Source organism: Glutamicibacter sp. AGC84 (assembly GCF_053543575.1).
The window spans coordinates 115,585-137,504 of record NZ_JBLVOC010000011.1 but is presented as its reverse complement, the minus strand read 5'-3'; the positions used below and the strand labels follow the sequence as shown (position 1 = coordinate 137,504).

The 21,920-nt window shown below is 58.9% G+C and carries 15 protein-coding genes; 8 read left to right on the top strand and 7 right to left on the bottom strand.

The genetic code is table 11. The annotated features are described in order from the left end of the window. The first annotated feature begins 105 nt into the window (after window positions 1–105). A complete protein-coding gene (locus ACNPN0_RS07500) occupies window positions 106–699 on the top strand; it encodes a MerR family transcriptional regulator (RefSeq protein WP_105659060.1) in 594 nt (197 codons plus the stop codon). A 93-nt stretch (window positions 700–792) separates the two neighbouring features. Here the strand turns inward: ACNPN0_RS07500 and ACNPN0_RS07495 are convergent, their stop codons facing one another. Beyond that, window positions 793–1,608 (bottom strand): ParA family protein, encoded by an 816-nt coding sequence (locus ACNPN0_RS07495; protein WP_448938287.1) that lies wholly within the window; start codon window positions 1,606–1,608, stop codon window positions 793–795. 351 nt (window positions 1,609–1,959) lie between these two features. Between ACNPN0_RS07495 and ACNPN0_RS07490 the strand changes: the two genes are divergently transcribed. Together ACNPN0_RS07490 and ACNPN0_RS07485 are read left to right on the top strand one after the other, a co-directional pair. Continuing rightward, window positions 1,960–5,412, top strand: a complete 3,453-nt coding sequence (locus tag ACNPN0_RS07490; RefSeq protein WP_448938286.1) for a pyruvate carboxylase — start codon at window positions 1,960–1,962, stop codon at window positions 5,410–5,412. A 99-nt stretch (window positions 5,413–5,511) separates the two neighbouring features. Then, window positions 5,512–6,054, top strand: a complete 543-nt coding sequence (locus ACNPN0_RS07485; RefSeq protein WP_448938285.1) for a hypothetical protein — start codon at window positions 5,512–5,514, stop codon at window positions 6,052–6,054. Here ACNPN0_RS07485 and ACNPN0_RS07480 read toward each other — a convergent pair. The 3 genes from ACNPN0_RS07480 to ACNPN0_RS07470 all read right to left on the bottom strand — a co-directional run bounded on the left by ACNPN0_RS07480 (window position 6,027) and on the right by ACNPN0_RS07470 (window position 9,156). Then, on the bottom strand, window positions 6,027–7,838 hold the full coding sequence (locus ACNPN0_RS07480) for an AMP-dependent synthetase/ligase (protein WP_448938284.1): 1,812 nt from the start codon (window positions 7,836–7,838) through the stop codon (window positions 6,027–6,029). The genes ACNPN0_RS07485 and ACNPN0_RS07480 overlap by 28 nt on opposite strands. Before the next feature lie 113 nt (window positions 7,839–7,951). Further along, entirely contained in the window at window positions 7,952–8,386 is a 435-nt protein-coding gene (locus ACNPN0_RS07475) for a hypothetical protein (RefSeq protein WP_434693280.1), read from the bottom strand. Then, window positions 8,383–9,156 (bottom strand): alpha/beta fold hydrolase, encoded by a 774-nt coding sequence (locus ACNPN0_RS07470; RefSeq protein ID WP_434693282.1) that lies wholly within the window; start codon window positions 9,154–9,156, stop codon window positions 8,383–8,385. The genes ACNPN0_RS07475 and ACNPN0_RS07470 overlap by 4 nt, the downstream gene beginning before the upstream one ends. A 135-nt stretch (window positions 9,157–9,291) precedes the next feature. Between ACNPN0_RS07470 and ACNPN0_RS07465 the strand changes: the two genes are divergently transcribed. Continuing rightward, window positions 9,292–9,963: a lysophospholipid acyltransferase family protein gene (locus ACNPN0_RS07465; RefSeq protein WP_105659066.1), complete on the top strand. Its 672-nt coding sequence runs from the start codon at window positions 9,292–9,294 to the stop codon at window positions 9,961–9,963. A gap of 71 nt (window positions 9,964–10,034) precedes the next feature. Beyond that, window positions 10,035–11,438 (top strand): class II 3-deoxy-7-phosphoheptulonate synthase, encoded by a 1,404-nt coding sequence (locus ACNPN0_RS07460; protein WP_105659067.1) that lies wholly within the window; start codon window positions 10,035–10,037, stop codon window positions 11,436–11,438. Window positions 11,439–11,509: 71 nt separating this feature from the next. Here ACNPN0_RS07460 and ACNPN0_RS07455 read toward each other — a convergent pair whose 3' ends face one another. From ACNPN0_RS07455 to ACNPN0_RS07445, 3 genes are all read right to left on the bottom strand, one after another. Then, window positions 11,510–13,726 (bottom strand): protein kinase domain-containing protein, encoded by a 2,217-nt coding sequence (locus ACNPN0_RS07455; protein ID WP_448938283.1) that lies wholly within the window; start codon window positions 13,724–13,726, stop codon window positions 11,510–11,512. 202 nt (window positions 13,727–13,928) lie between these two features. Then, window positions 13,929–14,177 (bottom strand): WhiB family transcriptional regulator, encoded by a 249-nt coding sequence (locus ACNPN0_RS07450; protein ID WP_013348560.1) that lies wholly within the window; start codon window positions 14,175–14,177, stop codon window positions 13,929–13,931. Between the two features lie 638 nt (window positions 14,178–14,815). After that, window positions 14,816–18,625: an FtsK/SpoIIIE domain-containing protein gene (locus tag ACNPN0_RS07445; protein WP_448938282.1), complete on the bottom strand. Its 3,810-nt coding sequence runs from the start codon at window positions 18,623–18,625 to the stop codon at window positions 14,816–14,818. A 249-nt stretch (window positions 18,626–18,874) separates the two neighbouring features. On the opposite strand from ACNPN0_RS07445, the gene ACNPN0_RS07440 reads away from it, so the two are divergent. The 3 genes from ACNPN0_RS07440 to ACNPN0_RS07430 are packed head-to-tail and all read left to right on the top strand — an operon-like array spanning window position 18,875 to window position 21,887. After that, window positions 18,875–20,095, top strand: a complete 1,221-nt coding sequence (locus ACNPN0_RS07440; protein ID WP_105662564.1) for a CpaF family protein — start codon at window positions 18,875–18,877, stop codon at window positions 20,093–20,095. Between the two features lie 2 nt (window positions 20,096–20,097). Continuing rightward, window positions 20,098–20,949, top strand: coding sequence for a type II secretion system F family protein (locus ACNPN0_RS07435; protein ID WP_434693295.1), 852 nt, complete (start codon window positions 20,098–20,100; stop codon window positions 20,947–20,949). Continuing rightward, the gene (locus tag ACNPN0_RS07430) at window positions 20,946–21,887 is read left to right on the top strand and encodes a type II secretion system F family protein (protein WP_332502648.1); all 942 of its coding nucleotides are present in this window, start codon (window positions 20,946–20,948) and stop codon (window positions 21,885–21,887) included. Before ACNPN0_RS07435 ends, ACNPN0_RS07430 begins: the two co-directional genes overlap by 4 nt. Window positions 21,888–21,920: the final 33 nt, after the last annotated feature.

Here is a 21,920-nt window from a genome sequence, read left to right as displayed (position 1 = left end):
TTTATAAAGAGCTGTTTTTTGATGGTCATCACTCGCATCTGCGCGGTTCTCATTCGGTCCCTGGATACTCGTTTAGGAACGTGCTGACACGCAAGGAGCAATTGGATGGAGTCTCGCCAGACTGGGCCTCACTATGGGGTCGACGGTGGCAACAAGCAATCCAGCACCCAAGGATTGCTCTTCACCGATGACCTGCCTGAGCTGGATGAACATGCCGGCTACCGCGGTCCAATTGTGTGCAAGGCAGCCGGCATTACCTACCGCCAACTCGACTACTGGGCACGTACTGGCCTGGTAGAGCCGGCAGTGCGCGGGGCCAAGGGATCCGGCAGCCACCGCCTTTATTCATTCCGGGATATCCTCGTGCTCAAGGTTGTCAAGCGGCTGCTGGACACCGGAGTATCCCTGCAGCAGATCCGTTCGGCCGTTTTGCACCTGCGTGAACGCGGTGTTGAGGACCTTGCCCAGATCACGTTGATGAGCGATGGAGCTTCGGTCTACGAATGCACCAGCGCCGATGAGGTCATTGACCTTGTCCAGAAGGGCCAGGGCGTATTCGGCATCGCCGTAGGACGTGTTTGGCGCGAGGTGGAAGGTTCCCTTGCCCAGCTGCCTTCAGAGAGCTCGGTGCAGCAGACCCTGCCAGAAGATGAATTGGCTGCCCGTCGGGCTGCCAAGGCGGCGCGCAACGTCGGCTAGGGCCGGCAGATAATTCAACAGCTTAAGCAATTGACCGGATCTTCCTTCAAGGAAGATCCGGTCAATTGCTTAAGCTGCTATCCGTATCCGGGCCTAGGTGTTGTTCGGGCCTGCTGCGGACATGACTTCCTTGAGCAACGCGTCGAACTGCGCCAGCATCGGAGCGGTAGCTTTGGAAGGCCACTGGTGCACCGAGTACGCGGCACCTTGGATCTGCTGCCATTCCGGGTGTTCGGGAATCTCGGGCTTGACCATGGAGTCGCCGAACATCTGGCGCATTTCGCCCAAACGGAAGGTATGCTCCGCAGAGTCCTTGCGGACGCGGTTGGCGACAACGCGTACCGGTCCCAGGGAAGGAGCGAATTCACGGCGGAAGAGTTCCAATGCGCGCTGGGTGCGCTCGGTGCCGGCCACGGAGAACAAGCTGGGTTCTGACACTAGCACGAGCTGATCCGAAGCGCTCCATGCCATGCGGGTCAAGCCGTTCAGCGATGGCGGGCAGTCGATGAGAACCAACTGGTAACCGCTGGTGCGGCTCAGAAGCTGGGAGAGGCGGCGCAGGTCGCGGGTCCGCAGATCTGGTCGATCGTAGATGCCGGTGAAAGCGTCGCCAACGGCAACATCGAGCACTGGAATGCGGGTACGGGATTTCTTCTCTGCTGCCTTGGACTGCCAAGCGCTGGCGACAACCTGGTCTTGCAGGCGGGCGCGGCGAGCGTTCTTGAGCATTTGCCCAATTGGCTGCTTCCCATTAGCCCGGACTCCAAGGCCAGTGCTGGCATCCGCATGGGGATCCAGGTCAATGACGAGAGTCGGAATGCCGGCGGCAAGTGCTGCTGAAGCCAATCCGAGTGTCACGGAGGTTTTTCCTACGCCACCCTTGAGGCTGCTGATGCTCACTACGTGCACGGACCAGACCACGCCTTTCACTGTTCGTTAGTTTAAACGTCCCACCGAATTTTTAGTCTCTCATCATCATAGTGTGCCGAGCCGTGTTTCTCCGACTTTGCAACGTCAGTTTTTGCCATTAGGCACAAGTTAGTGATTAAAACTTCAAAGATCCAATTATTTCGTGTGGTCTGACCACAAGGCGAAATGTTTGGACGTTCTGGAGAATCCCCGTGTAGTGTGTTTCACAGAAGTGGCAAATGCTAGCTGCTTTTCGAGACCCGACACGCTGGGATGGCGGGCCTGCACCTGAGGGGAACAGTCCTGATTGTGCCGTTGAACCAGCGTGTACAGATTCGATGTAGGGACACTATGTTTGAAAAGATCTTGGTCGCCAACCGCGGTGAGATTGCGATTCGCGCTTTCCGCGCCGGCTACGAGCTGGGCGCAAAGACCGTTGCTGTCTACCCACATGAGGATCGCAATTCGATCCACCGCCAGAAGGCCGCAGAGGCCTACCAGATCGGCGAAGAGGGCCATCCGGTCCGCGCCTACCTGGATATCGACGAGATTATCCGCGTTGCCAAAGAAGCCGGCGCGGATGCAATCTACCCGGGCTATGGCTTCCTCTCGGAAAATCCTGACCTCGCACGAGCTGCCGAAGCAGCAGGCATCAAGTTCATCGGTCCAAAGGCGGACGTGCTTGAACTGGCCGGCAATAAGGTAGCGGCGCTGAAGGCCGCTCGCGAGGCAGGCATTCCGGTACTGGAATCCTCCGAGCCGAGCGATGATGTTGATTACCTGATTGCCGAGGCCGATCGCATCGGCTTCCCGATCTTCGTCAAGGCTGTAGCCGGCGGCGGCGGTCGCGGCATGCGCCGTGTCGACAAGCGCGAAGACCTGCCGGAGCTGATGGGCGCGGCAATGCGCGAAGCCGGCACCGCCTTCGGGGACCCCACCGTTTTCCTGGAACAAGCAGTGCTGCGTCCGCGCCACATCGAGGTGCAGATCCTCGCCGACGAGCAGGGCAACATTGTCCACTTGCATGAGCGCGACTGCTCGCTGCAGCGCCGCCACCAGAAGGTTGTCGAAATCGCTCCAGCGCCGAACCTGGACGAATCGATTCGCCAGGCGCTGTTCCGGGACGCCGTGAAGTTCGCGCAGACCCTGGGCTACCAGAACGCAGGCACCGTCGAATTCCTCGTTGATACCGTGGGCGACCGCGCCGGGCAGCACGTATTCATTGAAATGAACCCGCGCATCCAGGTTGAGCACACGGTGACCGAAGAGGTTACCGACATCGACCTGGTGCAGGCGCAGATGCGCATCGCTGCTGGCGAGTCGCTGAAGGATCTGGAAATCAGCCAGGACACCATCCAGGTGCGTGGCTGGGCCTTGCAGTCCCGCATCACCACCGAAGATCCAGCCAATGGCTTCCGTCCGGATGTTGGAACCATTACCGTCTACCGCTCCGCCGGCGGCTCGGGTGTCCGCCTGGATGGCGGCACGATCTACACCGGCGCCGAGGTGTCCCCGCACTTCGACTCGATGCTGGTCAAGCTCACTTGCCGTGGCCGTGACTACCAGACGGCTGTGGCTCGCGCCCGCCGTGCGCTGGCCGAGTTCCGCGTGCGCGGTGTGGCCACCAACATCCCGTTCATCCAGAATGTGCTCAGTGATCCGCAGTTCCTGGCCGGTGATGTCGCTACCGACTTCATCGACTCCCGCCCGGATCTGCTCACCGGCAATGAATCCCAGGACCGCGGTACCAAGGCGCTGAACTTCCTGGCCCATGTCACGGTGAACCAGCCAAATGGCAGCCGTGTCGAGGGAATCGACCCGCGCAAGAAGCTTCCTGCTTTCCCGGGTGACAAGACCGACGAGCCAGAGCGTTCGCCATTCGATGGCCCCTCCAAGTCCGCCGTGCCGGCCGATGGCTGGCGCCAGAAGCTGCTGGATCTCGGTCCGGAAGGATTCGCCAAGGCCCTGCGCGAGTCGAAGGCGGTGGGCATCACCGATACCACCTTCCGCGATGCGCACCAGTCGCTGCTGGCCACCCGCGTCCGCACCCGCGACCTGCTCGCGGCAGCACCGGCCTACGCGCACAACGTCCCGCAGCTGTTCTCCATGGAAGTCTGGGGCGGTGCCACCTACGATGTGTCCCTGCGATTCCTGGGCGAAGATCCCTGGAAGCGCCTGGAGCTGCTGCGTGCGGAGCTGCCGAACATCCCGTTGCAGATGCTGCTGCGCGGCCGCAACACCGTGGGCTACACTCCATACCCAACCGAGGTCACCGACGCTTTCGTGAAGGAAGCCGCGTCCGCCGGCATCGACATCTTCCGCATCTTCGATGCGCTGAACGATGTTTCGCAGATGGCTCCGGCCATCAAGGCGGTACGCGACACCGGCACCGCTGTCGCCGAAGTGGCCCTGTGCTACACCGGCAACCTGCTGGATGCCAACGAGAAGCTGTACACGCTGGACTACTACCTGGAGCTGGCACAGCAGATCGTCGACGCTGGCGCGCATATCCTTGCAATCAAGGACATGGCCGGCCTGCTGCGCCCAGCGGCAGCAACCAAGCTGGTCAAGGCCCTGCGCGAACGCTTCGATCTGCCGGTGCACCTGCACACCCACGACACCTCCGGCGGGCAGCTGGCGACGTTGATGGCTGCCATCGACGCCGGTGTGGACGCCGTGGACGTGGCCAGCGCGGCCATGGCGGGCACCACCTCGCAGCCATCGGCCTCTGCACTGGTCGCAGCGCTGGAATTCACCGAGCATGATCCCGGCCTGTCACTGGATGCCGTGGCGTCGCTGGAACCGTACTGGGAAGCAGTGCGCGCCATGTACAAGCCCTTCGAATCCGGACTGCCAGCGCCAACCGGCCGTGTCTACCAGCACGAGATTCCGGGCGGCCAGCTTTCGAACCTGCGCCAGCAGGCCATTGCCTTGGGCCTGGGCGAGCGTTTCGAAGCCATCGAGTCGATGTACGCCTCGGTCAACGATATGCTCGGCAATGTGGTCAAGGTGACTCCATCGTCCAAGGTCGTCGGCGACCTGGCCTTGCAGCTGGTGGGTTCCGGAGTCCCAGCCGCGGACTTCGAAGCGAACCCGCAGAACTACGACATCCCGGATTCGGTCATCCAGTTCCTCTCGGGCGAGCTGGGCAACCCTCCAGGCGGCTGGCCGGAACCGTTCCGCACCAAGGCGTTGCAGGGACGCAATGTCAAGGCCCATGTCGAGGACCTCTCGGCAGAGGACCTGGCAGCGCTGCAGGCGGATTCGGACACGATTCGCGGTACCCTGAACCGGTTGCTCTTCGCTGGCCCAACCCGTGACTTCGAGAAGTCGGTGGAGAACTACGGCGATTTGTCCGTCCTGCACACCCGCGACTACCTCTACGGCCTGGTTCCAGGCTTCGAGCATGTCATTTCGCTGGGTACCGGTGTTCGCCTTCTGGTCAGGCTGGTATCGGTATCGGAAGCCGACGAGAAGGGCCTGCGCACCGTCGTGGTCAACCTCAACGGCCAGTCCCGCCAGCTCAAGGTCCGCGACGAATCGGTAGAATCCACCGTGAAGTCCGCGCCGAAGGCCGATCCGAACAACAACGGCCACGTCGCTGCACCCTTCGCGGGAGCGGTGACTGTGAACGTCAAGGTCGGCGACCTGATCGAGGCCGGCCAGTCCGTGGCCACCATCGAGGCAATGAAGATGGAAGCGGGCATCACCGCCAACGCGGGCGGCGTGGTCAGCCAGGTAACCCTGAATGGCACCAGCCAGGTACAGGGTGGCGATCTGCTGCTGGTGATCGAACCCAAGTAGCATCCGCAGTACCCAGAGCACAGGGGGCTCGTGACCAAGGTTGCGGGCCCCTGCGCTCTGCCAACTAATCGTGCTAACCACAAAGCAGAAGGAGCTGTGATGCGCCCAAGCAAGATGACGCCCGGGGCTGTGCCCGCCCGGCTGAGGCAGCAGGTTGCCGAGCTGGGATCCAAGGGCCAGCCGATCACGGTACTGGTCTTCACCCTCGACACGCATCTTCCGTTCTGCGAAATCGCAGAGCACTTGGCCGAGCAATTCGGCGAATTGGATTGCAAGGCCCAGGTGGCCACGGCCGGACCGCAGCGCGTGCAATCGGTGATGGACGGGAAATTCACCGGCACCAACGTGTTGGTGGTTGTGGGCGATACCAGTGCCGACTCGGAAGACCGGCTCATGGAATTGGTCGAATGGCTGCTGGCCAATGGCCGCAAGGACCTGGCTGGGAACCTGATCTACGCGGTGCTTGGCCACGAGCACCAGAATCACGCCACCCCGGCATTCAGCCGCGTGGTATTGCCGCGCAGCTACTATGCCCGAACACAGCAAAGCGGCCTCAAGTTGCCTTGGGCCGCTTCAGCTCGCGAATCGTGGGAGCTGGCTAATGCAGTGCTGGACTATGCTGTCGGCTTGGGCGCCGAGTAGATGCCTTCGATCACGGCCTCGTAGTCCTTGAGCACTACTGCACGCTTGATCTTCATCGAGGGAGTCAAATGACCGGTTTCCTCGGTGAAGTCAGCAGGCACAACGCGGAAGGACTTGATCGCCTCGGCCTTGGATACCGAGGTGTTGGCCTTGTCGATGACCGCCTGCACGGTTTCGAGCACCTTTGGATGGGTCGATAGCTCGTCCAGCGACAGGTTCTGGTCCATCTGGTGACGGGCCAGCCAACCCGGCAGGGCTTCTGGATCCAAGGTCACCAGGGCCGCAATGAACGAGCGGCCCTCGCCGATGACCACGCACTGGGAAACCAGCGCGTCGGCGCGGATCTGGTCCTCAAGCAGTGCAGGAACCACGTTCTTGCCGCTAGCGGTGACGATGATTTCCTTCTTGCGCCCGGTGATCCTCAGGAATCCGTCGGCGTCGAGTTCGCCGATATCCCCGGTGCGGAACCAGCCATCGGTGAACGTCTCATCCTGCAGCTCTGGACGGTTGCGGTAGCCGCGCATCACGCAAATGCCCTTGGTGAGGATCTCTCCGTCCGCGGCGATGCGCACGGCGTTGCCCGGCAGCGGCTTGCCTACGGTGCCGATCTTGATCCGGTCCAGGGTGTTCACCGTGATCGGCGCGGTGGTTTCAGTCAGGCCGTAGCCTTCCAGAATGGTCACCCCGATGCCGTTGAAGAAGTGGCCCAGGCGCTCGCCCAGCGGACCTCCGCCGGAGACCGCATGGCGGATGTTGCCACCCATCGCGGTGCGCAGTTTCTGGTAGAGCAGGGCGTCGAAGAGCTTGTGCTTCAGGTTCAGCACCAGCGGAACCTTGCCCTCCTGCTTGGCGCGGGAGTATGCCACTGCAACGTCAACGCCGGTGTGGAAGATCTTGCCCTTGCCGCTATCCTCGGCCTTGAGCATGGCCGAGTTGTAGACCTTCTCGAAGACGCGGGGCACAGCGAGGATGAAGTTCGGCTTGAAGGACTGGAGGTCCTCGAGCAGGTGCTTGACATCGGGGGTGTGCCCGGTGCGGCAACCAGCGGCAATGTTGACTACCGAGATGAAGCGGGCGAAAACGTGAGCCAGCGGCAGGAACATGATGGTCGATGCGCCCGGGTAAACGGCGCCGGGCAAGGTAGCCACGGCGTTCTCCGCCAGCTCCACGAAGTTGCCGTGGGTCAGCTCGCAGCCCTTGGGGCGGCCGGTGGTGCCCGAGGTGTAGATGATCGTGGCGATGTCATCCAATGCTGCGCCCGAACGGCGGGCTTCGAGCAACTGGTCATCGACGTTCCGGCCATCTTCGGAGAGCTGTTCCAGCCCGCCTTCGAACTGCCAGACGTGATCCAGTCCGTCGAGCTGTTCCTGATGGGCGGCGCGGCGCACCACGGCTTCCTGGGCGGCGGCCTCAACGACGACGGCCTTGGCACCGGAATCGGAAACGATCCAGGCAACCTGGCTAGGGGAGGACGTTTCATAGACGGGGACGGTGACGCAGCCGGCGAACCAGATGGCGAAGTCAACCAGCGTCCACTCGTAGCGGGTCTTGGCCATCAGCGCGATGCGGTCGCCAGCTTCGATGCCATTGGCGATGAACCCCTTCGCAATGGCCCGGGCGTCGGCAGCGAACTGCGATGCCGTGACATCATTCCACGTTCCGTCGGTCCCCGGCTTTGAGAACAATGCCGGGTTGGCCGCTGAATTCGCGTGGCGTAATAGCAGATCTGTAATATTCGACTGCTGTGGCGAATGAATGCGAATTGGCGAGCTGTATTCGCGCATCTGGTCTTCAACTCCTGAAACTCTGTGTGACCCCATTAGCAATAGCGGGTAATCCGCATCACATATTTATTACTATAGAGTAACCTACCGTGTGGTGTACTCAAAGCCGTTTTCTATACTTGAGCCCCATCATCTCCCGGATCGCGGTCAGTGGGAAGACGTTTGAGCAAGTAGGCGATTCCGAGCAGGGCGGCGAGTGCCAGCCCGAAATAGATGAACACCGGAGCTGAGCGGAAAAACACCACGCACAGCAGCAACCCAAGCGGACCGCCAGCGGCGCCAACCCAGGCGAGGTTCAGCATCGGATCACCCGAACCCAGCGCGGCGGGTTCTTCTGGAACGAACTCTTCCGGCGTCTGCTCAGCAACATAGTCGCGCGGTCCGCGAACCGCGGCAGGCCCGGTGTTGAAGAGCTTCTCCAGTTTCGCCGCGCGCTCGTCGGCGCTGGGTTCGCGGGGTGCCGAGGCATCAAGCTGGCGGAAATTCTCGACTAGCTCATCCCACTGCGGATCATTCTGGTTTGAAGGATGGGCATCTTCCGGATTCATGCGCGCTCCTCCTTGCGCTTCCGTTCCGTGGCGGCCAGCTGCGCGAAGAAGCGAGCGGATTCGTGGAAAATCTGCTCCGCATCGTAGTCCAGGGTGGCTACGTGCTTGGAGTGCAAGAGCATGTGGTGCTCGGCCAGGGTGCCCGAGTTCAGGCCCTCGACCAGCTCGCGCACCGACTGCTCTGAGACTACGTTGTCGACGGTGGAACGGAAGAGCTGCACCGGGGCGTTCACCAGCTCCAAGCGCCGGCGGGTCTGGGCAAAGAGCGAACGGAGTTCGGCTACGGCTGCTACCGGGGTGCGCGGGTAAGCTCCTTCATCGACGCCGCGCTTGGCGATGTCATTGCTGATTGGGGCAACGCTGCGCACTACATGCTTGAGCCAAGGAGTATAGGGGGCCAAGGGGGAGTCCACGACCAGGCCCGGATTGACCAGCGAAACACCGGCTACATTGCGACGGGTCGCCAGATGCAGGGCCAGGGCGCCGCCCATGGAAAGGCCAGCGGCGAATACCTGCTCGTGCGTGCGCGCGAGCCTGTCAAAAGCGGCTTCGGTAGCGTGGATCCACTGGCCATAACCTCGACCGACCATGTCCTGCCATTGCGTTCCGTGCCCGGGCAAAAGGGGAATGTCCGTGTCGAATCCGGCCTGCTCCAAGGAATCCGCCCATGGCTGCAGGGAAACAGCGGAGCCGGTAAAACCGTGGATCAAAAGTACTGCACATGGACGTTTGCGCTCGTCCAGCGGAGTATTGCCTGCATCAAGTTTCATCGTGAACCCTCCGGATTTCTGCCTTCACCTTCGAGCGTAGTGCACAATTGAAGGGTGCGGAGTGCGCTTCGACCAGTAAGGTCGCGGTTTCTCTTCCCGCGTAGCTGGTCAACTAGAAGAAGGAATTTTCCCGCTGTGCTGTACGACTTCCTCAAGCGTTTCGCTGTCCGGCCGCTAATACGAATTTTCTTCCGCGTCAAGATCCAGGGCATCGGCAATGTGCCTGAAACCGGTGCGGCGATCTTGGCTTCCAACCACCTGTCGGTGAGCGACTCGGTGTTCCTCCCAGCGGCGCTGGATCGTACCGTGATCTTCCTGGCTAAGGACGAGTACTTCAACGGCAAGGGCATCAAGGGCCGGATCACCGCGTGGTTCTTCCGCAATATCAACCAGCTGCCCATGGACCGTTCAGGCGGGCAGAAATCGGCTGCTTCGCTGGCCAGTGCCAAGAACGCACTGGCGCAGGGCCAGGTGCTGGGCATCTATCCGGAAGGCACCCGTTCACCGGATGGACGGTTGTACCGGGCCAAGCTCGGCGTCGCAAAGCTCGCCCTGGAAACCGGTGCCCCGGTGATACCAATTGCAATGATTGGCACCGACAAGGTCCAGCCCATCGGCCAAAGCCTGCCGCATCCAGGCCGGATCGGGATCAAGATCGGCAAGCCGCTGACCTTCGAGCACCTGAACGGCAGGTCCGCGAATCCTGAAACGCTTCGCGCTTGCGCCGACGAAATCCGCAAGGCAATCAATGTCCTGTCAGGTCAGAGCTACGTCGACATCTATGCTCCACGCAAACCAAAGAAGTAGCAGACCGCTATGCGCAGTGTTACGGCGACTTGTTACATTCGTCGCGGTCCTTTGAGCTGATGCCACGTAGAATGGGCAAGGTGAGCGAAGAAAACCGAACCCCATTGCCAGGCTCCTCCGTAGCCGGCCCCGCCACCGATCCGCAACTAGATTTGTGGCGTGAATTGCCAATTGCCCAGCAGCCGACTTGGCGTGAGCACAAGGACTATCAGTCCTCCATCAACGAATTGGGTTCGCGTCCGCCACTGGTATTTGCCGGCGAAGTCGACGTACTGCGCGAACGCTTGGCCGCAGCAGCCCAGGGCAAGGCCTTCTTGCTGCAGGGCGGCGACTGCGCCGAAACCTTTGCCGATGCAACCGCCGACAAGATCTCCTCGCGAGTTCGCACCATCTTGCAGATGGCTGTGGTGCTGACCTATGGCGCATCGATGCCGGTAATCAAGATGGGACGCATGGCTGGCCAGTTCGCCAAGCCGCGCTCCTCGAATGACGAAACCCGAGATGGTGTTACTTTGCCGGCATTCCGCGGCGACATCGTCAACGGCTTCGACTTCACACCCGATTCCCGTGCCCACGATCCGAAGCGCATGGTGCAGGCCTACAACACCTCATCGGCCACGCTGAACCTGATCCGGGCGTTCACCCAGGGCGGCTTCGCAGACCTGCGCAGCGTGCACTCGTGGAACAGCGGATTCATGGCCAACCCGGCGCACTCTGCCTACGAGCAGCTGGCCGGCGAGATCGACTCGGCTATCCGCTTCATGGATGCCTGCGGTGCAGACTTCGAGGCGCTCAAGCGCACCGAGTTCTTCGCCTCCCATGAAGCACTGCTGCTGGACTACGAGCGTGCGTTGACGCGTACCGATTCGCGGACCGGCTTGCCGTACGACACCTCCGGCCACTTCCTGTGGATCGGTGAACGAACCCGTCAGCTGGACCACGCACATGTGGACTTCCTCTCGCGCGTGCGCAACCCAATCGGCGTGAAGCTGGGCCCGAACTCGGATCCGGAAGACGTTCTCGCGCTGATCGAAAAGCTCGATCCGAACCGCGAACCAGGACGCCTGACCTTCATCACCCGCATGGGTGCGAAGAACATCCGCGAGAAGTTGCCAAACCTGATCGAGAAGGTCACGGCCTCCGGCGCCCAGGTGCTGTGGGTTACGGACCCAATGCACGGCAACACGGTCACCAGCCAGAACGGCTACAAGACCCGCAACTTCGAAGATGTCATGGACGAAGTCCGCGGCTTCTTCGAAGTGCACGACGCGCTGGGCACCTTCCCAGGCGGCCTGCATGTGGAGATGACCGGCGACGATGTGGCTGAGTGCCTCGGCGGAGCGGATCCGATCCGCGAGGAAGACTTCGACTCGCTGTACGAGTCGCTGTGCGACCCGCGCCTGAACCACCGCCAGTCCCTGGAGATGGCCTTCCTGGTCTCCTCGGCACTGCAGAGCCGCAGCCGAAACCGCTAGCAGCTAGAGAATAATCCGGTTCCCGACAGCGGGAACCGGATTATTTTTATGCCTGGGGAACGGAACAGGCCTCAGAAGGCGTAGATGCTGATCTCGCTGCCGCGCACGGCTTGCTGGTGCAATGGAGACTGCATGCGAACGGTCTGGCTGAAACCGCCAAAGACATTGTGCGTCCTCACGGAAAAGCCGGCGGCTTCCAGTGCAGAGATTGCTTCCTCGACGCCCATGCCGAGCACGGATGGGATCTGGACGTATTCTGGTCCTTCCGAGAGATTCACTGTCACGGTGCTGCCGTACGCTACCGTGCCCTGGGCCGGGTCCTGGACTGCGACTAGGCCTTTTTCGATCGTCGTGGAATGGACGGATTCACCGGTTTCCAGCTTCAAGCCCATGGACTCAAGCTTTTCCTTGGCCGCATCCTTGCCAAGACCAATGACCGCAGGAACAGGAACCGGAGCATGTCCCTTGGAAACAGTGAGGGTGATGATGTTCTTCCGCGGTAATTTCTTGCCGGCGGCAGGGGAGGAACTGATAATCTCGCCCTTCGTCACCGATTCCGAGTAGGCCTCGGATTCCTGGACATCTTCGAAACCGATTTCATCGAGCAACTTGGTGGCCTGATCCAGGGTTTTCCCGGTGAAATCCGGAACTGCAAAAAGCTGAGGGCCTTGCGAAACGATCAGATCGATTCCCTGGAACTTCATGATGTTCTCGCCGGTCCCCGGCTGCGAGTCGACCACCCTGCCGATGGCAATCTCATCGTTGTAGGTCGTGCCTACCCGAACTGGAACACCTTGGCCATCCATTTGCGCGACTGCCTGCGATTGAAGCATGCCGGTCAATGACGGGATGCGGATGACGGTTCCGGGGCCGCGGCCGAAGAACCATCCGGCACCTGCGACCAGAGCCACGATGAGGATCCACATCACGGTGATGACGAACTTCTGCGTACCCGAGCGAGGCTGACGCAACCGGTGGGTGGGTACCTGTGCTTCCTTGCGCCACTTTCTTGCAGCCTGTTTCTGCGCACGCTTTTGGCCACGTACCGACAGCGGTGCTTCGGAATCGGGGTCATTCTCGTGGGCCGGTTCCAGCTCGCGGCCGCGAGTGTACACCGACGTTGCGGCTATGCCAGAATCAGCGGCAAGATCAGTGGGACGAGGCTGGGCCAGTGTGGCTTGCGCATCGCGAAGATCCAGGACTTCGGTGGCGTCAACCGCGGCAATGACGGTTGTCTGGTCAGGATCGGCGGGGGCATCATCGATAACGTAGCTGGCCTCGTGCTGAGCAGTATTCCGCTTCAGCCATAGCTGTTCACGCTCATCTTCGCGCTCGCGTTGCATCGCATCAAGACGCTGTTGCAGCGTAGTGGGCATCTGCGCCATAGTTTGCGGGGTGAGATCTTCAATCCCGCCGAGGTCCTCGGCGCCCAGGTCCAGTTGCGCATCGTTGAGCGTTGAGCGGATCTGGATGATCTCCTCCAGCAGCAGCGAAGCATCCTGCGGGCGCTTCTCTGGATCCTTCTCGGTGCACCATCGAACCAACTCATCGAGATCTTCGGCCAATCCCCGAACCAAGTCCGAGGGCATGGGCATGGGGGAGTCCAGATGATGCTTCATTAATGCAGCGGCATTGGTCTCGGTATACGGTGCTTGTCCAGTCAGCATCTGGTAGATCATGATGCCCAGTGCGTAGATGTCGCTGCGCGAATCGGCTGGTGCCCCTGAAACTAGTTCGGGGGAGACATGGGACAGCGTTGCGACGAGCGTGGCTGACTGGGTATGGGCGCTGGCAGCACGGGCCAAGCCGAAGTCGGTAACTTTCACTTCGCCGGTATCGGAGAGCAGCACATTTGCCGGTTTCATATCCCGGTGGATGATTCCCTCGCTGTGCGCGGCGCTGAGACCGTGGCAAATTTGTTCAAGGACGCTGAGCGCCTGACGCGGAGTAAAGCGGCCGCGTTCTTCAATGACCTGTTCGAGGTTTCGTCCTCGAACATACTCCATCACGAGGTACACCAGATTATCGCTCACGTTGTGATCACGGATGGAGACCACATTCGGATGAGTGATATTCGCAGCGATGACAGCTTCGGATTCGAATCGCTCACGCACTGTATGCTCGCTGGCGAAGTTGTCGTTCAGGATCTTCACGACAACCGCTCGATGCAGGCGCTTGTCCATGCTGCGGTAGATGCGTGACATGCCACCCAGGGCAAGCAGATGGTCCAGTCGGTATCGACCATCCAGCGTCTTGCCCACGTTGGGGTCGGTCAGGGCCGGGCTCATTTTGCGGTCGCACCTGCCTGAACGGTGCACGCGAAGCGGGCCAGAGTCACTAACGGATCCTTTCGAACATGAATACTACTTTTAATGTACCTAGCTGAGCTGACAATTTGTCGCTTAAACTCGAAATCCGCCAGTGGTGTTTACCTCTGGCGGATTTCGTATAGCGTCTCGGGTTGCGAGAATTACCTCGAGCGCAGCTTAATTAGGAAGCGCGGCGAGCTCGTGCTGCACGACGCTTCAAGGCACGACGCTCATCTTCGCTCATGCCACCCCAGACGCCTGCATCCTGGCCGGACTCAATAGCCCACTGCAGGCAGGTTTCGGTTACTTCACATCGACGGCAGACGCTCTTGGCCTCTTCGATCTGCAACAGGGCCGGACCGGTGTTTCCCACTGGGAAAAACAGTTCCGGGTCCTTTTCCAGACACGCCGCGCGGCTACGCCAATCCATGCTTATTGATGCTCCTTGAAATCTGAGAGGGTGTGAAACACCAACGACAATCAACACACAGGCAAAAAATAACTAGGAGTGAAATGAAATCCTGGTTGCCTAGCGGTTAACATCTGGCGTCTCGAAAGGTCGGAGAAGTCCATTCGGGCACTTCGTTTAACCGACCACATAAGGTTTTCATGTAACGCGGAAGTAAACAAGAGTCACGGTAGCGAAATGTTGCTGAATGCCTGAGTGCTTTCTCACATGGCATTTGGCACTAGGATCCGCTAGTTATCAGAGGTGTGGCGCGAGCAACAGCAAAAGTCAATTGTTGCGGTTTGAGTTCCTGCAGAAGGTCAACGAAAATTGTTGATGTGAGCAACGAAAATGCAATCTCGTCCCGCCCAACCAGTGTTTTCGTGGTTGCCGCGCTTGTCCTAATTGAGGCCCTGGCTGTTCTGGCGTACGCCGTCAGCTACATGTTGAACCTCGACACCAACGGAACAGTCAATATGGGCGGGCAGTTATTCATGCTGGCCCTGTGCTTGCTTCTTGCCGTTTGGCAAGGCTCGGTAGCTGTCAACTTCTTCAAGGGAAAAGCGTTCACTCGTGCTCCGATTGTCGTTTGGCAACTATTCCAGCTCATCCTCTCTGTTTCATTCCTGAGCTCCAATATCCCGATGGTGACGGCCGCGGCGGTACTTTCCATCGTGGTCGCCGGAACCACTGTGGTGATGCTCTTCGCGCCGAGGACCACCGCATTCCTCGGAGACCGGCCAAACCGCTGAATTGCCAGCAGATAATTCGTACGGAATATGAATCATCCGCGGTTTGCCTCGTTTGGAGATGACCGCGCACCAGTAGTCTTTGGCTCCTTGATGAGGCACCTGATGGATTGGCTGCCAATTCATCGGTTGAAGATCTTGCGGATGATGGGCTTCGACAGCGACTACCTGGCGATCATCGAGCCCGTTGGCGCTCAATCCCAGGTCGAAGGCCATCCTGCTAGACGGCGGAACGAATAGCGCGACACCGATTCCCCTCGAATTCAGAGCGCTCAAGAGCGGTGGCAACCGAGAGTCATTGGTGGTTTCGAGGAAGAGGCAAAGCAAGTCCTGCCGAACACGGTACGAGCCGTCCTCGAGAGAACGTACGAACCGTTCAAAGTCCGGTAGGCCGCAAATATGCGGGGAGTTCCAACGCGCAGCGAGTACGGCAGACAGCTGCAGGCGCTGTTGCGTATCGGGGCACAGCACAACAACCATCGGACCTGCTGGTCGAGGGACCGCTTCACCATCGAAGGGCGAGTATCCCAGAAAGTTTGCCGGTTGAAGGGCAGAACTTGAAGGCATCTGCCAAGCTGAAGGCACTTCGGGCCAGGTGCTTCCGGGGATTTCAGCTATTTGAACTTCGGTGAGTTGGAAGACCTGCGGAGGATGCCCCGAACTCAGCTTGACCCCTCGACCCGGCAAGAGCGAACAGGCCGGGATCTTGGGCCACATCATCTTTAATGACTCGGTAGCGTTGAATGGGAAGAACCATTGCTCTGTACAAAGACCGGTGGACTTCAACGCGTTTTGGTCGCGGTCAACTGAACAAATCACCATAGGCGATTGCGGGCCGCCGAAACGCAATAGCGTACCGAGTGCTTCGTCCAGGCGTTGGAAATGTTGCGGGTGGATATTGGACTGCAACTGGGCCAGTGAATGAACGAGAATGATCAATGCTGGATCACTGGGCATGGATTCCAGGAAGTCGACAGCATCGAAAAAGCCATAGGGATCCTCACCCGTGACAACCTTGACGTTTTCAGTGGCATCCGGGATCGGCGACGGACCGAAGCAAAGTATTTTTCTGGGCGAACGGGCGAGGGAAGCGAACAGGGTTCGGGCACCGGCTTCTGGCAAGCCGCAGATCAATGTTGATCGTGAACGGGCAGGGTCAAGAATCAAAGGTTCAAGCCGGGCCAAATGCAGATTATCTGCAACGCCGCAGTAAATCGTTCCTCGTTCCTTCCCATCCCACGTATCTGGCGAGTGCGTTGGTTCTGCTGGCCGAGGCAACGCTGGAGCAAAACCAGATACCGGGAGCTCCGAAGTGGACCACTGTGAGGAAAGTTCTGCTGCATGGTTTTGCAAGCGATCTCCGGCGACTGACGCGATGCTCTTTTCGAATCGGCACAACGGACGAAGGCTGAGATCTTGACGATTCCGCTCGAATAGTTCGCCGTGCAGTGGCGGCTCGATGGCCAGCTGGAATTGCATGTTCCTAGTGGGCTTGGAAGCGCCCTTGATGATCGCCTGTCCGGGGTGGAGGAGTTTGGACGCCTCGGTAGAGCCCACCAGTTCCACGGACTCACCCGGGTCGTTTACCCTCAATGCGATTGTCGTGTTTAAGTTCGCCTTGGTTTGTCCCGTCAAAGCGCCAGCCGGACGTTGCGTGCTGAGAATCAGATGGATTCCTAGAGCTCGACCCACCGCAGCTAAACGATCAATTCTGGCGCTGGCTTGAGGAAGCGTTTCGACGAAAACACGAAATTCGTCAATGACTACCAGCAAGCGAGGCAGAATCGGGCCTGATTCGTCGAGATCTTGATATTCCGCAATGTCGCTGCAGCCTTGTGCTGCCAGAAGCTCCTCGCGCCGCCGCACCTCATGTTCTAGTTGTTCCAACGTGCGCTGAGCCGCTGCCTCATCGAGGTCGCTTGCGAAGAGCTGGACATGGGGCAAACCTGCATAGACGCCTAGTCCAGCTCCACCCTTGAAATCAATAAGTGCGAAGGCAAGCTGAGTCGGCGGGTAGTTCCGGGCAAAATCAGCAATCAGGCGCCTGAGCGCTTCTGACTTGCCTGACCCTGTAGTGCCGCAAATCAGTACGTGCGGACCATCCTCATGAAGATCAAGGAACACGTCCTCTTGCTGTTCATCGAGGCCCAGATGTGCCCGTACGGCTAGTGATGGGGATGCAATGGCTTCTGCGTTCTTGGTTATTGCCTGCTTTTGCAGCTGCACATACTGCTGCACCATCCTGTCGAACCGCGAAAGGCTCAGCGTGCTTAGGTTCTGCAGCACTAAGCGTTCGTCGGGCAAACGCGAGGACACGGGGCTTGGAACAATCCAATTCTCCACGGACTCGGCTAGCACCGGAGAAACGCCCAGCACCAGGGCGCCGGAAATAGGTTGAGGTTCCTGGGCAGTGACGTACAACGTCGCCAGGTTGGTTTCCTCTTTCCTGGTGAAGCTCGATTCTTCGGGAATCGACAGGTGGGCCACGGAAACGTTGCTCATCAAAAGCAGCGACGCCGGAAGACACCTGACACTGGGATCGAGCACGAGCCGTATCTGGCCGGAATGTATGGCCGGGAGATAGCGTGCAAGTACTGCGGCCAGAATAGCCCCAGCGCTTTGCCCTTGTGCAGAATTCAGCTGCCAGACGCTCGGGGTACTCGGGAAAAATACTGGACCGAACCAGGGCGCGTCCGACTTCGTCTTCCTGAGGCTACGAAATACTTTGCGGATCCCCGTGGGATCAGAACGAGAGGTGTCCTGCGGAGACCACAGTCCCTCGCCCCAAACCAATGGTGGTATCCGGGCATGCGACAGTCCCAAAGAAGCGGAATCCAGTCCGGCTACGAACGATTCTCCGAGAGCCGGAGAATATTTACTTCTCGCGATAATGGCGGAAGCTCGTTGCACTTCCATTTCCCTTTTCCATTCGCGACGCTCCACGAACAGTTGACCGGCAGGCACCATACCCATAAGGGCCGAAACGCCACTCAAGATCAGAAAGAGCATCGAACCGGTAACCAAGGCAAGCAAGACGCCGGAGATGATCGGAACGAATGCTGCGAGGACCAGAGCAATTAAGCGGGACAGCTCGGGCTTGGAAGGTGCTTGGATTTCCAATTGTTCGGGGGTTACCAATTGACCGGATTGGGCGGTTAATGGATCACCGACAGCGAATTCAGTGTTGCCCAGAAAGAAGCGCGATCCGTGCTCCAATTCCACGGACTCGCAGCGGCTGCCATCTGGCATGGCAAGTTGCTGCTCAGAGCAGGCTACTAGGCGCAGGCTCCGGGTTGTCACGAATAACTTCGCGTGAACCCGGGAAACCAGCGGATCTTCTAACCATAATGGGGCGGTTCTGCCAATGACATGTTCTCCCTTTGTGAGCGGAATCCAGGCACCAGCGTCGGGGCCGCGAACTACATATAACTTGAGGCACGAAGCTGTGGTGCTTGTGGCGCGAACAGGTTGGGGCAATTCATTGAGCAGAAGACGTTCAGACGCATGCAGGACCCCCAACTCTTCTATCCGCGTTATTCCCGAATACCATCGTTGTCTCGGGAAATGCTGCTGCAGCAGTGCGGCGAGCTGCTCGCCCGATATTCGTCCGGACATGACAAGTTCGAATTGCCGCGGATGCTGGAATTTTCGGGAAATCAGAAGTAATTCATAGCGGACCATGAGGTCTCCTGAATGTAATGGAATGTTGTCGCTCCCATCTAAACCAGCATTGAGGGCGGCGCTGGAAGATAAGAATCTTGGTGTGGAGAAAGTACCAAGAACTATCCACAACTTCGGGAACCTCTTGAAAGCGGTCTCTGCTGCAGATAGCATCCCTTGTCATACGAATAGGTATGCTGCACCGACGACGCGCTCGCCGATAGTCCCCGAGATCGGGATCCTCCAGTAGGGAAGCCAAAGGAGTCAGTCGTGGATGCGCTGTCCATTGTCGAAGACGAAGTACGCGAGCTGGTTCGCCGGCGTGGATTGGACCCGGCAAAGCAGCCAGCGATGATCCGATCACTGATTGAAGAGGTCATTCGCGACTACGACGAACGCGCATTGCTTGGCGCCGTGCCTTCACTTGGATCGCTAGAGGCCGCCCAACGTTCAGTATTCGATAATGTGGCCGGGTTCGGAGCGCTGCAACCCTTGTTGGATGATCCTTCTGTTGAAGAGATCTGGGTAAATTCTCCACATCAAGTATTTTGCGCCAGAGGCGGCCAAAGCGAACTGACCCACATACGCATGGAATCGGCAGAAATCGCGGCTCTAGTAGAACGCATGCTCAAAACGTCGGGCAGGCGTCTGGACCTTTCCCAGCCATTCGTCGACTGCCAATTGCCTGATGGGTCTCGTCTTCACGTCGTGATTCCAGACATCACCCATGAGCATTGGGCCATCAACATTCGTAAGTTCATTGCTCGCGCGGGAAAACTTGAAGATCTAGTTGAGCTGGGAGCCTTGAGCGAACAAGCAGCGAGGTTCCTTTCTACGGCGATCAGTGCCGGTCTGAATGTCATCGTTACCGGCCCTACGCAAGCCGGCAAAACGACAATGCTCAACTGTCTGGCATCAGCGATCGGCCCCAGGGAACGCATTATCACCATCGAGGAAATCTTTGAGCTGAATCTTTCACTAAGAGATGTCGTTGCAATGCAAACTCGCCTCGCCAATCTTGAAGGCACCGGTGAAATCACGATGCGCCGGCTGGTCAAGGAGGCCTTGCGCATGCGCCCGGAACGGATCATTATCGGCGAGGTCCGCGAAGCAGAGTCCTTGGATATGCTTATTGCCCTGAACTCGGGAATCGCGGGGCTATGTACCTTGCATGCGAATTCTGCCCGTGACGCCATCACGAAAATTTGCACTTTGCCGTTGCTTGCAGGACCAAATATCACCAGCGACTTCACCATCAAGACCGTGGCTGCATGCATTGACCTTGTGGTTCATTGCGTGCGGAGTCCACAGGGCCATCGCTATGTCAACGAGATTCTCAGCGTGCGCAACCGCGTGGAGGAAGGGCAAATTGAGTCCTCGACGCTATTCGAGCGGCAAGCCGATCGCCTGCTGCCGGCTCGGGGAGCCGATTGGTCCCATGAAAAGTTTGATGTCGCTGGAATCAATATTGCCGAATTGATGGCGGTGTAGCGGTGGTTGCTTTCTTTGCTCTCCTTGGCGGGCTAGGCATTGCTCTCATGGTTGACTGGTTGCTCTTCGCCCCGTGGGCAAAATCGCCCAAACGTAGCTCGGCCATCAAGAACGCTCTTTTGCATGCAGGAATGAGCAATCTGGCTCCGGCAAAATTCATCGTGATTTGCCTGGTCTGCGGGCTGGCTTCCGCGTTGGTGACGTTGGGACTCACCGCTTCGTGGCTCTTCGCCTTGGTGTTTAGCATCTTCGGTTCATTCGCACCATGGGTCTACCTGCGCCATCAAGCCACCAAGCGCCGCGCAGCATTGCAAGAACAATGGCCAGAGGTGGTTGATCACTTGCGAAGTGCCATCCGGGCGGGCCTATCTCTTCCCGAAGCATTGAGCCAATTGGCTGTCGTCGGCCCGCAGGTATTGCGTCCGCTATTTCGGGATTTCGCGTTGGACTATCGAGCCACAGCGAACTTCTCCGTGGCGCTGGACCAGCTGGGCGAACGCTTGGCAGACCCGGTAGCCGACAAGATTCTCACGACATTGCGGATTACTCGTGAAGTCGGGGGCACCGACTTGGGGCATACGCTCACAACTTTGTCGGCATTCTTGCGCGATGACGTGAGAACACGAGGGGAACTCGCGGCCCGCCAATCATGGATTGTCTCGGCAGCGCGTTTGGCAGTCGCCGCGCCATGGATTTTGCTGTTGGTCTTGGGCACCCAGGAAGCTGCGAAGGATGCATATATGACGGTCGGGGGAGTGATAGTGCTATGCCTGGGCATGGTGGTTTCCCTCGTTTGCTATCGAATCATGCTCCGGCTGGGCACCTTGCCAGTAGAAGAACGAGTCCTGGCATGAACAGCTATACGCCGTGGGCGGCGCTTTGCGGTTTGGGACTTGGCATAGGCCTTTGGCTGGTCTTTGTGAATCTGCCGGGCTGGCGAAGAATGGCCTTCGCTGATCGTATTGCGCCCCATGTTCGCGTTGGCGTTCGAAGCTCACGCATGCTGGAAGACTCATGGCACTCTGACTCCGGGCACTCGGCTTTAGGCCAACTCGCTGCCCCCATGCTGCTGCAAATCAAGAAGCTGGCTAGCCTGCACAGTCCTTCGGCAAGTACTCTTCGGAAGCGTCTGAACGCTGCCGGATTGGACATGAGCGTGATTGACTACCGGTCTCAAGAAATTGTTTATGCTCTGGCAGGCCTAGTAGCAGGTTCTGCGTTCATGGCCTTTGCCGCCGTTCAGTATCATGTCTCTTTGATCCTATCGGTGCTAGTCGTTATTGGTTTCGGGATTGTTGGCTATGCATTGCGTGGTTGGTGGCTTGGCGAACAGATCCATCGGCGGGCCAGGAAAATATTGACTCAGTTTCCAACCGTGGCCGAAGTGCTGGCGCTAACTGTCGGCGCAGGCGAATCAACCACCGGGGCCATCGAAAGAATTTCACGAATCTGCCACGGGGTGATCGGTGACGAATTCACCAAGACTTTGAACGACATTCACGCAGGCACACCGATGGTCCAAGCGATGCAGAATATGTCCGACCGGATGCAAGTTGGAGCCATGACGCGCTTCGTCGATGCAATCGTTGTTGCAACAGAGCGAGGCACACCATTGGCTCAAGTGCTCAGAGACCAAGCACAAGACGTCCGCGATGCGTCCAAACGAGAACTTATGGAAGTTGCAGGAAAACGCGAGATTTCCATGCTGGTCCCGGTCGTGTTCGGAATTCTTCCTCTCACGATCGTTTTCGCCGTATTCCCCGGTCTGGCGTTATTGGAGATGAGTTATTGATCGGAGCATAGAAAAGCTTGAATCTCCCACTTT